Origin of the sequence: Pantoea sp. alder81 (assembly GCF_020179835.1) — a bacterium.
Taxonomy (GTDB): domain Bacteria; phylum Pseudomonadota; class Gammaproteobacteria; order Enterobacterales; family Enterobacteriaceae; genus Pantoea.
Map to the genome: position 1 here is coordinate 37,298 of NZ_JAIUDA010000011.1, position 21,195 is coordinate 58,492.

Annotated in this window: 24 protein-coding genes; 23 read left to right on the forward strand and 1 reads right to left on the reverse strand. The window is 51.7% G+C overall.

Going from position 1 to position 21,195, the window contains the following annotated elements; all coding sequences use genetic code 11:
• Positions 1 to 55 precede the first annotated feature (55 nt).
• From dnaB-PI to LBW88_RS23375, 23 genes are all read left to right on the forward strand, one after another.
• On the forward strand, positions 56 to 1,444 hold the full coding sequence (gene dnaB-PI / locus LBW88_RS23265; RefSeq protein ID WP_224934860.1) for an SPI-7-type island replicative DNA helicase: 1,389 nt from the start codon (positions 56 to 58) through the stop codon (positions 1,442 to 1,444).
• Positions 1,441 to 2,961 carry a ParB family protein gene (locus tag LBW88_RS23270; protein WP_224934857.1) on the forward strand — a complete coding sequence of 507 codons (1,521 nt, stop codon included), beginning with the start codon at positions 1,441 to 1,443 and terminating at the stop codon, positions 2,959 to 2,961. Before dnaB-PI ends, LBW88_RS23270 begins: the two co-directional genes overlap by 4 nt.
• Positions 2,962 to 2,964: 3 nt before the next feature.
• Positions 2,965 to 3,549 (forward strand): DUF2857 domain-containing protein, encoded by a 585-nt coding sequence (locus LBW88_RS23275; protein ID WP_224934855.1) that lies wholly within the window; start codon positions 2,965 to 2,967, stop codon positions 3,547 to 3,549.
• 45 nt (positions 3,550 to 3,594) lie between these two features.
• Complete coding sequence (locus LBW88_RS23280; RefSeq protein WP_224934853.1) at positions 3,595 to 3,843, forward strand: hypothetical protein; 249 nt, start codon at positions 3,595 to 3,597, stop codon at positions 3,841 to 3,843.
• A gap of 74 nt (positions 3,844 to 3,917) precedes the next feature.
• The gene (locus LBW88_RS23285) at positions 3,918 to 5,102 is read left to right on the forward strand and encodes an STY4528 family pathogenicity island replication protein (RefSeq protein WP_224934851.1); all 1,185 of its coding nucleotides are present in this window, start codon (positions 3,918 to 3,920) and stop codon (positions 5,100 to 5,102) included.
• Positions 5,103 to 5,325: 223 nt separating this feature from the next.
• Entirely contained in the window at positions 5,326 to 6,039 is a 714-nt protein-coding gene (locus tag LBW88_RS23290; RefSeq protein WP_224934849.1) for a PFL_4669 family integrating conjugative element protein, read from the forward strand.
• Positions 6,040 to 6,049: 10 nt separating this feature from the next.
• A complete protein-coding gene (locus LBW88_RS23295) occupies positions 6,050 to 6,604 on the forward strand; it encodes a hypothetical protein (protein WP_224934936.1) in 555 nt (184 codons plus the stop codon).
• A gap of 14 nt (positions 6,605 to 6,618) precedes the next feature.
• Entirely contained in the window at positions 6,619 to 8,685 is a 2,067-nt protein-coding gene (locus tag LBW88_RS23300; protein ID WP_224934847.1) for a DNA topoisomerase III, read from the forward strand.
• 328 nt (positions 8,686 to 9,013) lie between these two features.
• Positions 9,014 to 9,496, forward strand: a complete 483-nt coding sequence (locus tag LBW88_RS23305; protein ID WP_224934846.1) for an STY4534 family ICE replication protein — start codon at positions 9,014 to 9,016, stop codon at positions 9,494 to 9,496.
• A gap of 56 nt (positions 9,497 to 9,552) precedes the next feature.
• Positions 9,553 to 10,161 (forward strand): single-stranded DNA-binding protein, encoded by a 609-nt coding sequence (locus LBW88_RS23310; protein WP_224934844.1) that lies wholly within the window; start codon positions 9,553 to 9,555, stop codon positions 10,159 to 10,161.
• Between the two features lie 60 nt (positions 10,162 to 10,221).
• On the forward strand, positions 10,222 to 10,464 hold the full coding sequence (locus LBW88_RS23315; protein WP_224934842.1) for a DUF4160 domain-containing protein: 243 nt from the start codon (positions 10,222 to 10,224) through the stop codon (positions 10,462 to 10,464).
• Positions 10,448 to 10,696: a DUF2442 domain-containing protein gene (locus LBW88_RS23320; protein WP_224934840.1), complete on the forward strand. Its 249-nt coding sequence runs from the start codon at positions 10,448 to 10,450 to the stop codon at positions 10,694 to 10,696. Before LBW88_RS23315 ends, LBW88_RS23320 begins: the two co-directional genes overlap by 17 nt.
• A gap of 128 nt (positions 10,697 to 10,824) precedes the next feature.
• Entirely contained in the window at positions 10,825 to 11,472 is a 648-nt protein-coding gene (locus LBW88_RS23325; protein WP_224934838.1) for a PilL N-terminal domain-containing protein, read from the forward strand.
• The gene (locus LBW88_RS23330; protein WP_224934836.1) at positions 11,469 to 12,236 is read left to right on the forward strand and encodes a DUF2275 domain-containing protein; all 768 of its coding nucleotides are present in this window, start codon (positions 11,469 to 11,471) and stop codon (positions 12,234 to 12,236) included. The genes LBW88_RS23325 and LBW88_RS23330 overlap by 4 nt, the downstream gene beginning before the upstream one ends.
• A 10-nt stretch (positions 12,237 to 12,246) precedes the next feature.
• On the forward strand, positions 12,247 to 12,972 hold the full coding sequence (locus LBW88_RS23335) for a TIGR03759 family integrating conjugative element protein (RefSeq protein ID WP_224934834.1): 726 nt from the start codon (positions 12,247 to 12,249) through the stop codon (positions 12,970 to 12,972).
• A complete protein-coding gene (locus LBW88_RS23340; protein ID WP_224934832.1) occupies positions 12,951 to 13,580 on the forward strand; it encodes a lytic transglycosylase domain-containing protein in 630 nt (209 codons plus the stop codon). The genes LBW88_RS23335 and LBW88_RS23340 overlap by 22 nt, the downstream gene beginning before the upstream one ends.
• Before the next feature lie 2 nt (positions 13,581 to 13,582).
• On the forward strand, positions 13,583 to 14,089 hold the full coding sequence (locus tag LBW88_RS23345; RefSeq protein WP_224934830.1) for an integrating conjugative element protein: 507 nt from the start codon (positions 13,583 to 13,585) through the stop codon (positions 14,087 to 14,089).
• The gene (locus LBW88_RS23350; RefSeq protein WP_224934828.1) at positions 14,086 to 14,655 is read left to right on the forward strand and encodes a restriction endonuclease; all 570 of its coding nucleotides are present in this window, start codon (positions 14,086 to 14,088) and stop codon (positions 14,653 to 14,655) included. The genes LBW88_RS23345 and LBW88_RS23350 overlap by 4 nt, the downstream gene beginning before the upstream one ends.
• Entirely contained in the window at positions 14,652 to 16,751 is a 2,100-nt protein-coding gene (gene traD, locus LBW88_RS23355; protein WP_224934826.1) for a type IV conjugative transfer system coupling protein TraD, read from the forward strand. The genes LBW88_RS23350 and traD overlap by 4 nt, the downstream gene beginning before the upstream one ends.
• Entirely contained in the window at positions 16,744 to 17,502 is a 759-nt protein-coding gene (locus LBW88_RS23360) for a TIGR03747 family integrating conjugative element membrane protein (RefSeq protein WP_224934824.1), read from the forward strand. Before traD ends, LBW88_RS23360 begins: the two co-directional genes overlap by 8 nt.
• A 248-nt stretch (positions 17,503 to 17,750) precedes the next feature.
• Positions 17,751 to 18,806, forward strand: a complete 1,056-nt coding sequence (locus tag LBW88_RS23365; protein ID WP_224934822.1) for a hypothetical protein — start codon at positions 17,751 to 17,753, stop codon at positions 18,804 to 18,806.
• A 1-nt stretch (position 18,807) separates the two neighbouring features.
• Positions 18,808 to 19,929 carry a hypothetical protein gene (locus LBW88_RS23370; protein WP_224934820.1) on the forward strand — a complete coding sequence of 374 codons (1,122 nt, stop codon included), beginning with the start codon at positions 18,808 to 18,810 and terminating at the stop codon, positions 19,927 to 19,929.
• Positions 19,930 to 19,941: 12 nt separating this feature from the next.
• Entirely contained in the window at positions 19,942 to 20,607 is a 666-nt protein-coding gene (locus LBW88_RS23375) for a hypothetical protein (RefSeq protein ID WP_224934819.1), read from the forward strand.
• A gap of 222 nt (positions 20,608 to 20,829) precedes the next feature.
• Here the strand turns inward: LBW88_RS23375 and LBW88_RS23380 are convergent, their stop codons facing one another.
• Complete coding sequence (locus LBW88_RS23380) at positions 20,830 to 21,060, reverse strand: hypothetical protein (RefSeq protein WP_224934817.1); 231 nt, start codon at positions 21,058 to 21,060, stop codon at positions 20,830 to 20,832.
• Positions 21,061 to 21,195: the final 135 nt, after the last annotated feature.

The window sequence follows — 21,195 nt, forward strand, 5'->3', positions numbered from 1 at the left end:
CCCATTTAGTTACTCACCTGTCACGAATCCACTCTATGTGTGGAGGAAATTACTCATGCCTGAAAAGCTGAAAGACGTTTTAGCCATTCCTTATCATACCGACGCTGAGCAGTGTGTCCTGGGGGCGCTCATGCTTGATAATGACCGATGGGACGATATTAACCTGCTGATAACCGCTGATGATTTCTTTGTGAGCGCTCATCGCGCGATTTATCGTGCAATGAGCGCCCTGGCATCCCGGCTACAACCGTTCGATCTCATTACTCTCAGTGAAACGCTTGAACGGGATGGACGGCTTGAGACGGCGGGCGGATTCGCTTACCTGGCTGAGATCGGTAAAAACACGCCTTCAGCAGCAAACATACTTTCCTATGCGAGCATCGTCCTCGAAAAGAGCAGGCTGAGACAGTTGCAGATCATTGGCAATTCGCTTTTGGCTGATATCAGGGGTAACAGACTGAGCTCTTTAAATGTTGCCGCCCAGGCTGAGGAAGCACTTTTCACACTTAGTGAGAAGGGGCAACACGCAAACGAGTGCGAAACCGAAATTTTGCAGGCGCTTGACCAGTTACTGAGCAAGCTTGAAGTGGCCACCGCAGCGGACAATGGTATTACCGGCACTGCCACAGGAATGGCCGAAGTTGATTTTATGACCTGCGGGCTTCAGCCGGGTGATCTGGTCATCCTCGCCGCGCGACCTTCCATGGGAAAAACCTCGCTGGCACTCAGCTGGAGTATCGGTGCGTTGCTGAACCGGCCGGAAGAAAGCGTGATTATTTTCAGCATTGAAATGCCAACCGACCAACTGGCGATGCGGATGCTGTCCATGCGCAGCAGGGTAGAACTCAGCAGCCTTCGCAGCGGTAATCTCAGTGATGAGGACTGGGGTAGGATCAGCATGGGTGCGAAGGAGATGGCTGAATGGCGAGAGCGATTAGTTATTGATGATAACAGCAGTCAAACACCGGCCACGCTTCGCACCCGGGCCCGGAGATATATCCGCAAATACGGTAAGCCCTCTCTCATCATGGTGGATTACCTGCAACTTATCCGTTGTCCGGAGATGGAGAACCGTACCCAGGAAATCGCCGAAATCTCGCGATCGCTAAAAGCGCTGGGTAAAGAACTCGGCTGCCCCGTCCTTGCGCTGTCTCAACTCAACCGTCAGGTCGAGCAGCGTGCGGATAAACGTCCTAACAATGGTGATCTTCGCGATTCGGGTGCGCTTGAACAGGATGCAGACCTTATTGCTTTCATCTATCGCGATGAGGTTTACCACGCTGATACTGCCCATCCGGGGCAGGCCGAAATCATCATCAGCAAACAACGTCAGGGACCTACGGGCACCATTAAAACCCAGTTTGACGGCAGATTTACTCTCTTCAGTGAATATTCTGAGGGCGGGTATGACTTTGGTTATGATTTCAGGAGCACAGGCAAATGAGTCAATTACAGCATGTTGAAACACAGCCCGGCAGTGATGAAAGTCTGGCCAGAATTTTCACTCTTGATGAACTCTGTCTGAATCCTGATAATCCGCGCAAAAGCCGCAATCCCCTGTTCGAGGATTTGAAAGCATCTATTCGCGTGCGGGGGCTCAATTCAGTACCGTTTGTGACGCGTGATCCCCGTATTCCTGAAGGAAAGTGGACTTTCAGTGATGGGGGGAACACGCGTTACACCATCATGCGTGAACTCTGGGATGAAACCGGAGATCAGCGATTCTTTCATATGACCTGTATTGAAAAACCCTGGCCTGGCCGTTTTCAGTGCATTACGGGACATCTCGCAGAAAATGAAACCCATGGGCAGCTTACCTTTATTGATAAGGCCCTTTCTGTCAGTGAAGCGAGATTATTGCTTGAAGAACAACGTGGGAAAAAAATCTCTTTGCGCACTCTCGCCGCTGAACTAACCAGTAACGGCCTGCCTGTACATTTTTCAAGCGTAAGCCGTATGGAAGATGTGGTGACAAACATCTATCCGTGGATGCCTGTTTTGCTGGGATCGGGGTTTGGTGGTCGTGAGCTAAGAAAGCTGATCAAGCTGCGCCATAGCGCTGAAACAGTCTGGGATAAATATCATTTAAATAAAGATGCCTGTACCGAGAGCAATTTCACGAGTGTGTTTGGGCAGTGCTGCCAGAAATTTGATGATCCTGAACTATGGTCACTGGATATGTTTACTGATGAACTTATTGGTGATCTGAATACGGCCTTTCCATGTGATGACCTTGACTACGATGGTTGGTTACTGGAGCTGCGCGGTGCTGATAAGGCAAAAGTGGAACCTACTGAAGACATCACCATAGCCGTTTCACCCGCTTTGCCGGCCACCTCGTCAACAGAGGCAAATGATGATGCCGGTGAGCTTATTGAACCATTGGATGAGCAACCATCAGATGACATTTCCCTGATGAAAAGCAGTCCGCGAGATACCGTCACTGAAGTTAAGACTCCCGCTGAAATCAGCGATTCTGAAGTTTCATCCTTTTCGGTAAACGATGAAACTCCTGCCACCCAATGTCCTGATGATCCCCTTCAGCCAGTGGCTACGCCAGATAACTATTCACTCTGGCATCTCAGCGCCTTACAGGACGATATTGAGCACCTGCAAAGTAATGCATGGCGCCTCTGTTGGGACATCGCCAGCGCTCATGGCTGTGGTGACGCGTTAGAACCCGCCAGTGAAAATACGTTACAGCCTGGTTATCGGCTTTCAGGGGTTATAGATGATGCTCAAGTTGTGCCCCTATTCCTCGCTTCCCTGGCTGACGATACGGCTTGTCGGGACTCTGTGAACTTAACGTTTAAATTGCTGATCGGGTCATCTGATTCAGCCACGCCTGTTTTTGATGACGAGCAAACTCTGATGGTGTTTCGGCTAATCAGGATCCTTCGTCGCCTCCGCGAACTGCAGCGCAAGGGTGCTGCGTCAATTGTTCCTGTAAATGAAGGGTAACTGATGAACACGAACCTATCCCGGGCTGCGAATGGCTTCCTGCTTGACCTGGTTATGGAGCTGAAAAACGGCTTTATACGCCGCTGTGACAAAATGGGTCTGACATCTGAAGAGATCGCCACGCTGAAGGATGTGACCATTGAAGATATTCATTACATCGTCAACAGTGAGGTCTCGGTTCTCTCATTCCAGATAAATCAGGACAATCTGGCAAGGCTGATGACGCAAGCCAGGGAGGAACAGACGCGAAAGCAACGGATTGACCGTGCGCTTGCTTTGGGGGGCTCAATCAAACTGATGGAGCATTTCTTCGGGCTGATGAGTAATGACGTAGCCGCGCGTCGCAGGATCGCGGGCATAAAAGTGCGTGCAGGCCGGGGAACCGTCCTCAGCGAGGAACAGAGTACCGAGCTATGGGAAATCTGGGCGGCAAATGGCAGTCAAACACTGCGCAGTGAAACGGACGAGGGGCTGGATTTGATGCTGCTTGCTGCCGAACAGATGGATATCTCACTGACCGCTGTCTGGAATACCGTTCTCAAATGGGAGAGTGAACATCTCACCGCCGCCACCCGGAGAAGGGCATAACGCTTAACCGCTGTGGCACACATTCACTGTAATCAGGAGGGCAGAGTGCGGTCTTATGAAATTATACCGGGCCTAAAAGCCCCGGTTACTGTTCCATCTTCACTGCGAAAGAAAGCGACCCGCGCGGTGCTTCGATTCTGGCAGGGTGAGCGTAACTATAAACGTCTGAATGAAAACCAAACCGGCTATTACAAGATCGATCTTGGTCCGTTCTGGCGACTGCTCAGCCGCGATGAAGGGCGCACCTGGGAGATGATGAATCATGAGCGCTATAACACGGCTATGCGCAACTGAAATATAGCCAGAATGCTGAGCGTTGAGCCTTGAGTGGCACAGTGCTCAGCATTTTTGTATTCAGAAGGTGAAGAATGACATTACCGGATGACAGCCTTATCCATCAGGCAGTCAATAAATTAATCGATCGGCTGGCGTGTTTGCCGGAAGAGCAAAACAACTATGTCCGTGGTGGTCTGTTATTCACGGGTAACATACATGATTCCATGCCGCGCCGGTTGCTTCTGGATCCACGCCTCTCTCCGCTGGACAAAATGGGCTGGATAATCATCCGCCTGCACGCCTTGAGCAATGATGGTGCCGTTTTTCCCTCCTATGAAGAGCTGCAGCTGCAGCTGGCAACGCCGGGAAAAGGCAAAGCGTCCAGAGAGACCATCAGCCGCATACTCCTCATGCTTCGCATCACTGGCTGGCTCAGCCTCTGCAAACGCGTCAGGGATGAAAAGGGTAGAGTAAGAGGCAACATCTATGCGCAACACGATGAGCCGTTATCATTTTGTGACGCAGAAACGTTCGATCCGCACTGGCTTAAAACCGTTGCGGAAGCCTGCCTGAGTAGCAACCGCACCATCAGTTCCACGGCGAAATCAGTAATCAGTGAAATTCGGCTGGATCCCGCAATGGCTCACCACCGCAGCCATCTTCAGATGTTAGATGCGCGGCTGGGTGCCGTTCAGAGTCCTGAAGAGCTGGCCTGCCGGACTGTACCCGAACCGACGAGTCATTTACAGGGTTCGGATTCCGAACTCAGCTTAAATGTGCAGGCTCAGAAGCCGGGTTCGGTATCCGAACTCAGAGATGGCGCGGGGCATAACGGCTGGGTTCGGAATCCGAACAGTTACGTACGTAGTTTTACTACTAATACAGATAAAACATACGTAAACGATTCGGTTTTTCTGCCCGACAATTTCGCATCCCTGCTGAAACCTGAAGATCGGAAGATGGTTAATCTCCAGCTGCAGGCGTTACCGGCTGAGAGATCTGCGCTGGTCCTGTCGAATATTATCCGGGCGCAGCGTGAAGGCAGCCTGCAAAACCCGCTTGGCTGGCTGCTGACCGTGCTCAAAAAGGCCCGGCAGGGGACGCTTTATCCTGCTGAAAGCGGGAGGAAAGTATCAGATAACCCCGGCCATGCGTCACGCCCGGAATTACGGCCCTTCAGGCCTTCTGCTTCTGAAAACAGGAAGTCCTGCAGTGACGAACGCGTCAGAGAGATATTACAGAGTCTTCGTGAGTCTGTTGGACCTCAGAGGAAATGAGCTGGCGTTGGTAGGTGTATATAAAACATACAGTGTTGCACCGTGCAACACTGGTCAAAAAATAGGTCGTGTTGCACCGTGCAACACTGCTTATTAATTGAACTGGTTTTTTTAGAAAAAAATTTTCATTTTTGAAAATCTGATTTCGCATTGTTTACGGTCCTTTCAGGAATGAGGATCGCCACTTACTTAACGAGAAGCCTTTGCCTATCAGGAGACAGCTATGGCCGAACAGACATCTCCCCAAACCTCGCCCCGGCGGTCTGGCGGACTGGTATCCACACTGACTGTTGAGCTGCATTCACACTATGCAATCAGGCTCTGGGAAGGGCGAAATCGCTCTGATGAAAAAGACAATAAGGAATATCGCCACAAAATCCCTGGCATGCCGGAAGCTATCGCGCGGGCTGGATATGCAGGTCGCGATGCAGCGGCAGGCAATCCCTACGGTGACGAGTTTCTGGTCAACCTTGAAGAGGCCATCAGGCTGGCGACTAAAAAGGTGGAGGAGCAGGTCAGGATTATCGCAAAAATTACCGCAGCCGTTCCGGCCGGCATCACCATTTCAGATGTCACCTCTTCCGAACCGCTTAATCTGGATGTGTTCAGTCGGTCACCCCTGGGGTATCGCTGCGTCTGGCTGCTGGTTCATTACGACCAACTGGCGTTAAGAGCGTTTGGGGCTTTCCATTACGGTCTGATTAACCGCTCGCAGCGCGATCAGTTCCTTGAAACAGGCAGTAAAGCTGTTCGTGTGGTGTACGGCCTTATCCAGAATTACCGGAGCATGCCGGTGACCTACGAGGATATCCGTAATAAAACCGCGCGGGGGCTGGCGGCTATCAAGCGTCTGGGCGAACCCGATCCGGCAGTGATGTCGGGTGAAAAACGCTCTTCATTCTCCACCCTTACTGCTGATACCTCTGAGGACAACTAATTTGAAACGGATGATTATTTCAGGCGCTGTCTGCGTCCTGCTGAGCGGCTGTGCCGGCTCTGATTTAGCCAGCATCAATAAAAACATCAGCGATACCGCTTTCAGCATCAGCAAAACGCTGCGCGGCGATGAAGGGGGCTCTATGGACACCGGCAACGGCATGCCGGTGCTGACCAAAGCATCTGGCTCTACCGGGAAGAGTACCAGCAAACAGTTCAGCGTGCCGGTTGATATCGACACGGCTGCTGCACGCCTGAAGCGACATTATGGCTATGTCAGCGCTCAGGAGATTGGACGCATCCGTTCAAAAGATCGTAACAGCCGGTGGAGTGCGGCGGCCATTCAGGATGCACATCCTGTCTGGGAAGCCGTGCCGGGAAGTTCTTATCGCATGGGCAGCGACGTTGGCGACAACGATCATATGGACATCGAGCTCGAAAAGGACGGTACAGGAACGCGGGTGTACGTGACGTACAAATCGCCCGTCCCGTCGCACCTGACCGGCAGCAATTTCAATAACGTTCTGACTCAGGTCCGCCAGGTTGCCTCTGGTCAGGCACGCTAATACCGGAGACCCGCATGCAGCTCTATCTGTGTGAAAAACCCTCTCAGGCCAAAGATATTGCCCGCGTGCTGGGTGTCAGCCAGCGCGGGCAGGGATGTATCACCGGCGGTAACATCACGGTGACGTGGGCCGTGGGGCATTTGCTGGAAACGGCCAGCCCTGAAACGTATGGCGAACAGTTTGGCCGCCCGTGGCGCACGGAAGTGCTGCCAGTTATTCCGGATCGCTGGCAGATGACCGTCAAGAAAGACACTGCCGATCAGTTTGGCGTCATCAGAAAACTGCTGAAGCAGGCCAGTGAAGTGGTCATTGCAACCGACGCCGATCGGGAAGGTGAGGTGATTGCGCGTGAGCTGATGGAATACTGCCACTACAGGGGTGCCGTGCGCCGGCTGTGGCTTTCCGCGCTGGATGAAGCGAGCATTAAAAAAGCGCTGAATGAAATGTTGCCGGGAGAAAAAACCGAAAAACTCTACCTGGCCGGTATCGGTCGTGCGCGGGCTGACTGGCTTATCGGGATGAATCTGACCCGGTTTTATACCGTGAAAGCCGGTGAAGCCGGCGTATCAGAGGTGTATTCCGTGGGGCGTGTTCAGACGCCCACGCTCGCCATTGTGGTTAAACGGGACCATGAAATTGCCGGCTTTACGCCGCAGCCGTGGTGGAAGGTCAGAGCACAGCTGGAAAAGGACGGGATTGCCTTTGAAGCCGAATGGGTTACGGCGGAGCAATACTGCGACAGTGAAAAACGCTGCGTGAATCAGCAGGTTGCACAGGCGGTCGGGCAACTCTGCCAGAAAGTCGGATCCGGCAGCGTGATTTCCGTTGAGAAAAAGCGCGATAAAACCCCGGCACCGCTCTGTTTTTCTCTTGGCGATCTTCAGGAGGCCTGCAACCGCAAATGGGGCTTTGGGGCTAATGAGGTCCTGTCTATCGCCCAGTCACTGTATGAAAAACACAAAGCGACGACCTACCCACGTACCGACTGCGGCTATCTCCCGCTCTCGATGCGGGCGGAGGCCAGCGCCGTGCTGGATGCGATACAGCGCTCGGACCCGACAATCAGCGCTGAGATTGCGCAACTTGATACTGCATTCAACTCGCGCGTCTGGAACGACAAAAAAATTACGGCGCACCATGCGATTATTCCCACGCGGCAGCCGTTCGAAATAGCAAAACTGAATGCAAAAGAGCTCAAAGTCTATTCGCTTATCCGGCTGCACTATCTGGCACAGTTTATGCCGCTGCAGGAAACCGATGTGACGGATGCCACCTTCAACATCGGCAATCAGCTTTTCCGCACGCGGGGGCGCGTGATGATCCACGCCGGCTGGAAATCACTCTTTACCGCAGAGCAGTCGGAGGAAGCTGACGATGATAAAGAGTCGTCCGCGCAGCTGCCTGCGCTTGAGCAGGGCGCTGCCTGCACGGTTACCGGTGCGGTCGTTAAAGATAATATGACCAAAGCGCCGCCGCACCATACCGAAGGCACGCTGATAGCGGCCATGAAAAACGCGGCAAGCCTGGTCACGGATCCTCAGCTAAGGAAGGTGCTGCGTGAGAATGCCGGGCTGGGGACGGAAGCGACGCGCAGCGGCGTGCTGGAGACGCTGTTTAAGCGGGGCTTCCTGGAGAGAAAGGGGAAGTTCATCCTGTCCACTCAGATGGCGCACGAGCTCATCGCCGCACTGCCTGAAACACTGACCAGCCCCGGCATGACGGCCCTCTGGGAGCAGGCGCTGGATGATATCGCCCAGGGGAAAAGTGATCTAAGCGATTTTATGCAAAAGCAGAGCCAGTGGACCCGGCATCTTATCGAAAAAGGGCGGGCGACTGCTTTCAACGTCACTGCGCTGACCGGCCCTGTCTGCCCGATTTGCGGTGGCCCGACCCGGCTGTGCAAGAACAAACAGGGCAATTTCTGGGGCTGCATGAAGTATCCGGACTGCAAGGGGATCATTGGTGAGGCAAACCGTAAAAACCGTCGTCAGGCGGCCGGTAAAACCCGGGGGGCAGGCCGGGGTCGAAAAGCGCCGGCTTCTGCGCCGGCAAGTCTCAATCTGACGAGTCAGAAAGGTTGACAGCCGCGATGTTTGGCTTAAAAATTAACGGGCTTACCTGTCGTCTCTGACGACCACCAATGATTCCTGGCCTGAGAGAATCGCCTTCGGGTGGCTGAACATAACACTCCTGTAGCCTGCAAGGGAGAACACATCAGTGTGGTACATCTGCTCGCCTTTGGAAGCAGATATCGTCAATTACGGCTCCTACTGCCTGGCGATGAAGGTTCATTCAACTATCAAGACAGTCAGAATTTAGCTGATTCTGACTCCCCGACGGGAATTCTTCTCCCGTCCGGGCAGAAGTTTTCTCCGTCGAATCTTTTTTGACCCCCATGGAGAAAACATCATGTCTGTAAACAACACTTCAAATGCCAACAACACCGGCAAATCAAAAGACTACTTCAACCTGACCATCAACGGACTGGGCTATCTCAGCAACGTGCGGCAGGTCAATGCTCAGACCGGCACCTTTATCAGCTGCGTGATCAACGCACTGTCAGGTCCGGCCGACAGCCCTTCTTATGTGCGTTTCGACGTCACGGTTGCCGGCAAAGAAGCCAGCAGCCTCATTAACCGTTGTCAGAAGGCGGTGGATGAAGACAAGAAAGTGCTGATTGGCTTTGTACTGAGTAACCCGTCAACCGACATTTTTCAGCTGAAAAATGGTGAGCACGCCGGTGAAAGTCGTGTCAGCCTGAAAGCCCGCCTGATTAAGGTGGACTGGATCAAGATAGGCCAGGACATGGTCTTCAAGACTGAACGCGCTGAACCCCATCCGACGCAGAATGCCGCTTCTCAGCAGCAAGCCTACGCCGAAAACTCATTCTGATTGTTCACCAAAGCCTGCTCTCTTCTGAGCAGGCCTTTCCCTGAAGGAGCATGCTTATGTCCTCTCGCGGCGTAAACAAAGTTATTCTGGTCGGTAATCTCGGACTGGATCCTGAAATCCGCTATATGCCTAACGGCGGCGCGGTCGCTAACCTTTCACTGGCAACGTCAGAGTCATGGCGAGATAAGCAAACCGGTGAAAACCGGGAAGTCACTGAATGGCATCGCGTGGTGCTGTTTGGCAAGCTGGCAGAAGTTGCCGGTGAATACCTTCGCAAAGGTTCTCAGGTGTATATCGAGGGACAGCTGCGTACCCGCAAATGGCAGGACCAGAGCGGGCAGGACAAATACTCAACAGAAGTGGTTGTGAACGTGGGCGGCACCCTGCAGATGTTAGGAGGGCGTCAACAGAACAGCGATCAACCACAACACAGCGGTGGCTGGGGCCAGCCACAGCAGCCGGCGTCACAGCCTTCCTCCGCGACGCAGCCGAAAGGCGGCAGGGATCAGGGAAACCAAAAACGGGGATCGCAGCGTCACAGTGCTACTCAATTCGCTCCGCAGCAGCCTGCGTCACAGTCGCAATCTGCAGGGGACTGGGAGGATGACATACCATTCCTCGGACACGGTTACGGTATCGCAAAACATGCCGCAGGCGCTCTCTGAACCGCCGCTGCCACTTACCGCTGCAGTTAATTTCACCAAATCCTTTAAAGGTTACTGACGATGCCTGTCATACTTAGGCTGAACGGTTTTCGGTTCTTTTTCTATTCCAACGAAGGCAATCCGCGCGAACCTGCTCACATTCATGTGATGAAGGCCGGCACTGAAGCAAAGTTCTGGCTGGAACCCGTTGTGAAACTGGCGCGTAATGACGGATTTGATTCCCGGACAGTAAAAGAACTGCTAATACTGATAAAGCTAAACCAACCCCTGCTTCTGGAGGCCTGGAATGACTATTTCAGCTAAGGAAGTTCGGTTCGATGACCGCATCATGTGGGTCGAACTGTCAGACGAGCGAATAATCGGTGTGCCGCTGTCCTGGTTTCCCCGACTTTGCAACGCGTCTGCCGAACAGCTGAATGACTATGAACTGTCTCCCCGTGGGATCCACTGGGACGCACTGGATGAAGATGTTTCGATTGATGGCCTGTTAAGCGGCCGTGGTGACATCACGCACCCGCCCCATCAGGTTGCCTGAAAGTGCTGATAAAAAACGCTGACTCCGGTCAGCGTTTTTTTTTGAAAACGTAAAAAGAGTTGTTGATAGAAGCCTGTTGAAGAGTTGCGCACAGTGATGCCTGTTCACACTGTACAGGAACTTTCCAGATGAAATTTAATGCCGTCTTTGCCGCTTTACCGCTTGCGCTGCTGACGGGGTGTATTCAGCAGCCCCAGAAGCTGCAGGATCGGGCTCCTGCAAGACCGGTTGCCCCAGTCAGCGTCACCCGCAACGTCCAGACATCTGCTGATGATGTTTACGCGCGGACGCCCGAGGTGGTTCGCTACGATCGTTACCTGCTTGTCAGTACGGATCCTCAGGCCGTGCAACGCGACCCCCTCTCGCAGATTATTGATGTGCGTATTCCTTCCTCGGTTCAGCCAACCGTGGCCGATGCAATGCGTTATGCGCTGAAGCAGTCCGGCTACTCACTGTGTCAGACAGGACCGACCAACGGCGTGCTGTATCGTCAGCCGCTGCCGGCCGTCCAGTTCCAGCTGGGTCCGATGCGTCTTCGCACCGCGCTGCAGGTGCTGGCGGGGCCCGCATGGGAGCTGGAAGTGGATGACGTGCAGCGCGTGGTCTGCCACAGCCTGCGTGCCGGCTATCAGTTGCCTGCGACGCAGCTGCCGCCGCGCCCTGCCAGCGCATACGCGCCGGCGGCAGCTACGTCATCCGCCGCCAGTCCCTTTCAGATCACGGGTCCCCGTCCCATTCAGGCGCAGCCTGCTCGCGGAGGGTGGCTGACAAAATGACGACAGAAACCTCCTTTCCTGATGAGAACGCTGATGACGTTATTCCGTCATCAGGTAGCCGTTTCAGCACCGTAAAGCATCACCTGCCTGCAATAGGTCAGATCACGCTTTCGGCTGCTGCAATTTTTCTGGCTTTTGTTTCTCTTCGCAGCGGCGTGTCGCAGGAAAACCGACTCAGCCACGTCGAGAAGCAGCAAAACGTGGTTTACACCCAGGCACTGGCGAAGACTGACCTTGAACCTGTTCAGGCAACCATTAACGCGCAGGGTGAGGCGATCAAACGACAGCAGGATCAGCTTAATGCCGTTCAGAAGTCTCTCGATGCCTGGTCCGCCAGAGGATTACCTGAGGCAGTCAGTCAGGTTCGCCAGTCGCTCAGTGAGCTGAATCAGGCTCAGACGTCACTGCAGAGCCGGCAGGCTGAACTGGATCAGGCCGTTACCGCGCTGCAGCACGCACCTCAGAAAGCGCAGCAGACCACGGCGGAACCTAAAGCGACAAAAGTCGTAAAAAAGCCGGCACCCGCTAAGCCGTATAAAACCGTCAGAAGCGTGGCGCGTAAAGCGCCCTTTGTGCTGACCGGCGTAGAAAAGCGGGGGGCGACGTCGTTTGCGGCCATTGCGCCGGCGGGATTCAGCTCACTGTCTGAAATCCGCCTTATCGGCGAGGGGCAGACCGTTAATGGCTGGACGCTGGTCAATGCCGGCTACGGGCAGGCGCAATTTCGCGTGGACGGACGCTTAACTACTGTCAACGTTCGCTAACGGAGGCGATATGAAGATAAAAATACTCAGTCTTGCGGCGATTATGTTGTGTTGTTCGGCACAGGCAAATATCCAGGTTGTGAATGCCAGGGGAGAACCGGTTGATGCTTCGGATCAGAGCGTGCAGCAAAGCAGCGTGCAGGAACTGCAGCAGCAGGGCGGTCAGTGGGGGCTGAGTCAGGATGACTATCAGCGCTATCAGAGCCTGATGAAAGGCCCGCGCGGTACGCAGTCGCCGGGGCTTGACCCGCTTTCAACACTCGGTATTGAGGCGCGGAGTCAGGCTGAACGTAAAAAATACGCAGAAAAATGGGTCAGGGAAGAGTTTGCCCGCACACAGAAAGAGCTGGATTTTCAGCGTGAAGTCACCGCCGCCTGGAAGCGCATCTATCCTGAAACCCTCGCGGTCAACATGGGCAATGCGGCCGGTATTGCTCACGACACCGGCGGGCGGCTGGCACTGTTCGTGAAATCCGCTGGCTGCGGGCAGTGTGACGCCCGCCTCGCGGCGGTGTTAGCCGATAACAGGCCGGTTGATATCTACCTTGTGGACAGCCAGGGGGATGACGGCAAACTGCGCGGCTGGGCGAAAGATCATCATATCCCTCTGGACAGGGTACGCAGCCGGCAGGTCACGCTGAATCATGACGGCGGGCGCTGGATGCGGTTCGGTAACGGTATGATGCCGGTCGTTCTGCAGCAGGGGGAAAACGGATGGCAAGTCGCGGCATTCTGACCGGCGCGGCGCTACTGCTGGTTTCACTTTCTTCATTCGCCGGTGACAAACAGATTGTTCCGGAGGGTTACGTGCGCGTGGCACAGGCTCACAACGTGCCGGCCGAGTCGCTCTATTCGGTCAGCCTGCAGGAGTCTTCCCGCAGGTTGCCGCAGGGCGAACGCCCGTGGCCGTGGACACTCAACGTCGCGGGGAAGGGATATCGCTATAAAACCCGCCTAGAAGCCTGGCAGGCGCTGCAGGTTTTCATAAAAACGCATTCCCTGAAGCGTATCGATGTCGGTATTGCCCAGGTGAATCTCGGCTGGAACGGCCGGCGTTTTACTTCGACCTGGGAAGCGCTCGATCCTTATAAAAACCTCAACGCCGCTGCCACCATTCTGCGCGAATGCTGGGACAGAAAGCCTGGCAGCTGGCTTGATGCGGCCGGCTGCTATCACCATCCCGCAGGTGGCGCTCCAGCAGCCCGTTATCGCGCCTTCGTTAAAACCAAACTCGCCCTGCTTCAGTCTTCGCCGCATCTGCCGGCGGCGACTGCGGTAGAACAGACAGCATCCGCATCGGTGCCGGATACCGGCCTCGTCTGGATAAACCCACGGAGTCAGTGATCATGACACTGAACACACTCATCATTACCGTAATCATCGTTTTCTCACCCGCTGCGCTGGCCGGGCTCAACGTCATCGCAGACCTGGGCGGACAGAGCACGCAGGCTGTTTTTGACGCCGTCAACCGGCAGGACGCGCCGCCACCGCCTGCCGCATCGCAGGCGCAGGGCGAAGCGGCCATGCTGCCCGTCACAACACCTGAAATGTCGCCGGGTAACGTTGCCCCCCGGGCGCTGACGCTGCCGGGTATCGGGGCGCTGTTTATCATCGGGGATGACGGCTATTCACGTCAGTGGCTGGCGCACAACGCGCAGCAGCTTGCAGCCAGAAACGCGGCGGGGCTGATTGTGAACATCGATAACCCGGCATCGCTTGCTGAACTGCGTAGTCTGGCACCCGGCCTGCAGCTGGCCCCCTCATCGGGATCTGAACTTGCCCGTCGCTTGCAGCTGATCCATTACCCTGTGCTTATCACGGACAGTGGCCTGTCTCAGGAGGTGCCGCAGTGATATCTGCTCCTTATGTCGCTGCCCTGCTGATGGGAAATCCGGTTCTGCTGGCTGCTCTGCTGGCGGTCATTGTTTATCTTCTCTGGCGCTTTCGCCGGCAGACGGCCAGTGAGCGCCGGCACCAGCGCTACCGCGCGACGGCTGAGCGCGTGTATACCCGTATCGGCGAACTCAGTGGTGACGGGCAGCGCATGACCTATCTGCGCAAAATTAATCCGTATGTCTTTGAGGAGCTGCTGTTGCTGGCGTTTGAACGTCAGGGGTATCCCGTACAGCGTAATGCGTCGTACAGCGGAGACGGCGGCCTTGACGGAAAGGTACAGATTAACGGCGAGTGCTGGCTGATACAGGCCAAACGCTACAGTCGGTCCATTACACCGGCGCACGTCCGGGATTTTGAGGCGGTACTGATGTGTATGGGGCTGCGAGGCTTGTTTATTCATACCGGCCGTACGGGCCAGAAAAGCCGGGCTGTCAGCAGGGGTTCACAGCAGTTGATGATTATCAGTGGGCGCCGTCTTTTAGCGCTGCTGGCAGGCAAACCATTCGAGGAGTTTTCTCTGTGAGTGATAAATACGTTATTGAAGCGCTTCTGCGCCCCGCAGTGGAGCTGAATACGGCCGTGGCAGCCGGCACCGCCGCCGTCGTTTGCATCACAGCGCCGTGGGCGGTGGCTCTCGCGCCCTCCGTCAGCTACGTGACCGCAGGCGGATTTGCGGTGCTGTCTGCGGTGCGCGCGCGTCAGGGAATGCAGGTCGTTCGCTACCGTCGTAATCTGCGCCGTCTGCCGCGTTATGTGATGACGTCAAAGCAAATCCCCGTCAGTAAGCGCCGGCTCTTCATGGGCAGGGGGTTTCGCTGGACTCAGAAACACACCCAGCGTCTGCGCGATACGCTGCGCCCGGAGGTGGCTCACTATCTGAAACCCTCAAAGCTCTATCAGCTTGCCCGCCAGCTTGAGGAGGCAACGGAAAGCAGTCTGCCGGCGATAGGTAAACTACTCGGCGCCGACACGGCGCTTAATCCAGTTCGCCCGCTCCCGCCGGTCGGGGGTAACCCGGCCATTCATGGCATTGAACCCGATGAAAGTGACGTCACGCTCGATTTACGTGAGCGTGTCGGCCATACGGTAGTTTATGGCACCACCCGCGTGGGGAAAACGCGGTTGGCTGAGTTACTGATCACGCAGGATATACGGCGCGGGGACGTTACTATCGTATTTGACCCAAAAGGGGACGCGGATCTGCTTAAAAGGGTCTGGGCAGAAGCGCACCGGGCAGGGCGGGGGGATGAGTTGACGGTTTTCCACCTCGGCTGGCCTGACATCTCCGCGCGTTATAACGCCGTGGGGCGTTTTGGGCGCGTTTCAGAAGTCGCGACACGCGTTGCCGGCCAGCTCAGTGGCGAAGGCAACAGCGCGGCGTTTCGCGAGTTCGCCTGGCGATTCGTCAATATTGTTGCCCGGGCGCTGGTCGCGCTTGGGGAACGTCCGGATTACAACCTCATTACCCGCTACGTGAACAACATTGCCGACCTTTATCTGCGTTACGCCGAAAAAATCATCACTGAGAAGATGCCGGAACTGAACAGCCAGATCGAAAATAATGCCAACGCCTTCAGTGAAGATGACGTACCGCGTGCCATGCAGGGACAGCCGGAAGCCGTGCGTATCTGGGCCGTTGAGGTGGCGCTGAGCTCGGACGCCGGCAATCAGCTTTATGATCCGATACTTGACGGGCTGCGCTCTGCGGTACGTTATGACCGCACCTATTTTGATAAAATTGTCGCGTCACTGCTGCCGCTGCTGGAAAAACTGACCACCGGCAAAACGGCAGAGCTGCTCTCGCCCGATTACCTGAATATGGACGATCCCCGCCCCATTTTTGACTGGGAACAGGTGATCCGTAAAAAAGGCATTGTTTACGTGGGACTCGATGCGCTCAGCGACAGCGAGGTTGCCAGCGCCGTGGGTAACAGCATGTTTGCCGACCTGGTGAGTGTGGCCGGCCACATCTACAAGCACGGTATCAACGGCGGACTGCCCGGCTCAAAAGAGGGCAAAGACGCCATCAATCTGCACTGCGATGAGTTTAACGAACTGATGGGCAATGAGTTTATCCCCCTCATCAATAAAGGGGGCGGTGCGGGCATGCAGGTGACGGCCTATACGCAGACGTCCTCTGATATTGAAGCCCGGATCGGGAGCGCGGCCAAAACGTCTCAGGTTCAGGGTAACTTCAACAACCTGATTATGCTGCGCGTCAGGGAGAACCGGACGGCCGAGCTGCTGACCTCACAGCTGCCGCAGGTTGAAATCTACAGTAAAACGCTGGTCTCAGGTCATCAGGATTCGGCTGACGTTACCGTAAACCATGATTTTACCTCCAGCACGCAGGACCGCGTCGGCACCATCAAAGTGCCGCTGCTGGAGCCTTCCGACATCGTCACGCTGCCAAAAGGCCAAGCGTTCGCGCTGCTTGAAGGCGGTCAGCTCTGGAAAATCCGGATGCCGTTGCCGGCGGGTGATGCCGGTGACATTCATATGCCTGAAAATATCGCGCGTCTTGCCGAAGAGATGCGACGTAACTATCACAGCAGTGAAGGATGGTGGGACAGCCGCAGTTCAGCAATCGCATCAGTGAAGGAAGATAATCATGGCTGAGGCACGTCGTACCGCACCGCAACAACCCGTGCAACCTCGCGAGCACGGCCTACTCTATAACCTGGTCTGGGGCTGGCCGTGGAAACTCATCGGCGTGATTCTGGCTTCGCTGATGCTGAGTCTTGTCATTGAATATATCGGGATCGCCTTTTTCTGGCCTGAATTGGGGGCTACGCACAGCCAGGCGGTGATGAATACAGAGTTTGGCTATCTGTCTTCTGATTTTACCCGCAGCCTGTTACTTTCCGAGCCGGCGGCAACGGTTACGCGCTGGGTTACTGGGGCTTACCAGTGGGCTTTTGTGGACAGTGGCATCGTCAGCTGGATACAGGATACCTACAAGGCTGAAATGAGCAGCGGCAACGAAGTATCGCGCAACCTTAAGGGGGCCAGCAGCTGGCTGGGTAATTACCTTCAGCAGTACATGCTGGCAACGGTATATGTCTCCCTCATGACCCTGATCCGCGTGACTATCATTGCACTGTCTGTGCCTTTGTTCGTCCTGGTGATATGTGTCGCCGTGGTTGAAGGACTCGGCCGACGAGACCTACGTCGGTTCGGAGCCGGTTATGAGTCGTCGTTTCTTTACCACCGTGCGAAAAGGTTGATTAAACCAGCAGTGTATCTGCCGGTAATGGCCTACCTGTCATGGCCTTCAGCGGTCTATCCAAACCTGCTGCTGCTGCCAGCCGCGTTAATGCTGGGGCTCACCATTACGGTCACAACCGCATCGTTTAAAAAATATCTATGACCAACTAAGAACCAGGCCTGCGTAATGCAGGCCTGAGTTTTAACGAAGATAAATTAGACAGAGTTTGTGTTGCAGTGAACGGCGGCAATGAGCGAACAGCGGGCATAAACTTTAGTTACCTAGTTGTGGTCAATCGCACACTTAAATTTTAAGACTTGTCGTATTGACTGGCAGGAAAAGCACATTGAACGCCTCTGAAAAGATTGGCATATTGGTTAATGCAATTTACCCTTATGATGGAGCATAACATGTCGGGCGAGACATCTAACATTGCATTAATGGCAGAAAAGATTTCAAATGACCTATTCAAATGGTTCCGTTGGGAAATCGTAGGAACCACCAATCAAAATTATCCTTGTCACAAAAATAAAACACACCAAACTAAATCTGACACACATCCTTGCGATGTTGTATTTAGATATCATGATCCATATTTAAATCAATATGTTTATTTTAATACAGATTTAAAGAGTTATGCTAAAGGATCCATAACCTCTACAGCCATGCGCAGCGCGCTCATTTCTCTTGCAGAGTCTATTGATTGTGCAGAAGGAAGTCCTGAGTGGCAAGAAGCTTATCAATATGCTTATGGTTCAGCAGAAGTTCGAGGACTGTTATTTGTTTACAATCATGATGGAGACTTTGACCAAAATTTCTATGATGTTTTTAATACCGTCCCTGCCACAGATAAGAAAAGGGGAAAGCGTGGAGTTGATATTGATAATATCCCATTGATGCGTGGTCATAAAATCCATATAGTTGAGCCTCGAATCATTAACTACCTACAATCAATACTATCCGATATTCACAAGTTAGCCTACGATGGTTTTTTCCCAGCAGGGGATGATTATCAATTTTATTATCCGGATTTGTTATTGCATAAGGTAAATGGTTCTCCATCCAAGCTTCCGGCTACAATTGAATCCTTAACTGGCCCCTGCTTTATAATAAAGCATGGTCAAGCTTTTAAGTATACTGAAGCAGAGGGGAAGACTGTTACATTTGAATCTGGCTATATTGTTTATTATAATGGCGAAGGTAGGATTGAATTGGAATTCATATATATATTTGATATGCTTTCGAAGTTTCAATTGTTAAACGAAATTCCAAATATAAGAATTAGAGTTATTCACCCAAATATAAATCATGACATTAGAGCTATTTATCAGAAGGCGATTGAAACTTATGTTATGGATTGGGGGTTTGATGAATATAAGCGGTCAATAATTGAATCAATTATTTTCGAACAGGTTGACTTCGTAAAACCAAAATTCAGCGCAGTTGATTTAGGTTGGAGAGACTAAAATGAAAAATGGACTTTATTGTGTTACAGATAAGGCTTTGTTTGATGCTTTGATTCAATCAAAAGTAACTCATGAAAACATGAAAGATCTCTTCTTTAAAAGAGGCATTATAATTTCAAAAGGAACCACAAAAAAGTCACTTGCTCTTGATTTTTCAAGGTATTTTCATGGTTTCAGTGATTATGAAAAGCTATCAGACATCTTAGGTTCTATAGGGCGTCGTGAAAAGAGTGCTACTAACATTATTAACGGTGGAGTTGAACGTTCTGAACTTGAGTCTGCTGTTAAAGATACAATATCATTCTTGAAAAAAGAAGGTGATATTGCTACATTCGCATATGTTGAAAATGATGGTATTGAAGTAACAATTAAGTATATAAAGTTGGATTATAAACTCAGTGAGTTTAGACAGTCTTCAACAAGAGAAGCCAAGATATTAATTGAGCCAACAGTTGATGGACTTTACCAATTGAGATTCCCGCCAAATGATAAATCTCAAGAATTCGTTAAAGAATTAACTCAGAATTTAAGAGCCATAAATAGCGAGAAAAATATTTCTATTGATGAAATTACATTGGAAAGTGTAAAGGATCCCGTTCAAAGAACTATTTTTTTTAAAAGATTAATTGAAGGAATATATACATTCGAGTGTATTGATGTTACGGATGTTTATGTTTCTCATCAGGATATTGAAATTGATGAAGAAAAACCTGAGAGTGATGACGAAGATGAAGATGAAGATGAAGTGAAAGTCGCGACAGGTCACCATATTTCAAAAGCTTCTTTGAAGGGAAGAGGTGTGCTTGAGTCACCGGAACTGAATAACTTTCTAAGTGAAGGTTTCTATATTACAAGAATTATCTGGATGGCAAAAGTCAAGGGTTTTCCAGATTCAGATAAGGTCGAGTTCGAAGCTCAGTTTTTGAATCAAGAAAAGTGCACCAATTTTTCCTATCTAGTTAGAGGTTATTATAAATACAAATCGCAAACAGAATTTAGAGAAACCAGAATTTCATTTGAAAAAGAACAGGAAAAGTTAATATCTACTTACATAGAAAGAGCTGCAAGAGATATTTCAAATGAGATAGTTAGTGCTAACGCTGTTCAAGTGAAAACGAACTGATGGGGAGCTTATATGAAAACTAAATGGTTTAGTGCAAGTGTGCAGGAGAATTACAAACAACTTCGCGAAAAACTTGTGGGCCATCAGTTTGATGAAAATATAGGCTGGGGTTTTGAAATAATGAAATTCTCACCCGACCGTTTACAAGCAAGGTATAGTGAGAGGGTCCCTGTAAATGAGGTTATTATAGACCCTTATGGTGAAAAAAATATTGTTGAATACAATAAATATATTAACTTTACTTTTTGGTTGGTACCTGATGTAAGAGGTGGTCATACACTTATTATAGAAAATCCACCTCGGAGCATAAAATATTTCATCGAGAATTTTGTCAAGTGCACAAATGGTGGCTTTTATGTTTCCAGTAAGGATATTAGTATCGAAAAATTCGTTGAATTTTTTAAGGAAAAATTTAAAGAAGTGTCCTTCAGAAAGGCCAAGTTGAAAGGTTTAACTTTTAGTAAATATACCTCAGGAAATCTTGAGGTTGAATCATCACGAGATGCGCTGATTGATATAGATGACTACTTGCCAAATGCATCATATCGACTTGATAAATCTAAGGTTATCGTGATTATCAATGATTGTTCTTATTGCATTGATGTCACTTCGAGTGGAAGTGTTGTTTTTGATGAAGATATTTTTGAAGATGTTATCAAGGCGGTATCCAAATTGTAATTATCTTCACTGAGCGCCTCTTGGGCGCTCAGTGTTAATGATTGTCTCATTTAATTCACTTTCTGAATGATAATTTTGTTGAATTATTTTATTGGCCCATCTGTTTCTTTAAGGAAAGTTACATTTTGCTAAGGATTTTTAATCATCCCATTAGAACATCTTAATTTTATCGTTGCTCAAAGTCCGCTGTTGGCACTCAACAGACGTTCAGGCCCATCATGATTACTGTTTTGCTGGCGGAAGCCTTTTTTTAGCTTCGAGAATGAGCTTTTCAATCTCTTCCAGAGGGATGCATTCTTCATAGCAAGAAAAAGAGAACTCATGAGTTACATCGGAATAGAAGACTTCAGCAATTTGCCGGAGCGGGGATGTTCCAGCCTCAGAAAGTTCGAGGTACATACCATCACGGATTACATCGCTTCCACAAGTTAGGTTGTATTGGCTTTTAGCCATAAATTTAATTTTCCATTTTTCATGTTTCTAATGCCTCTGTTCGAACGCAATAAAACGTAAAACACATTCCAGCAGGTAGCTTGCACAGGTCCGCATAGAGCGAACAACGGACGTTCCGAACAGCATTCTGCGTGA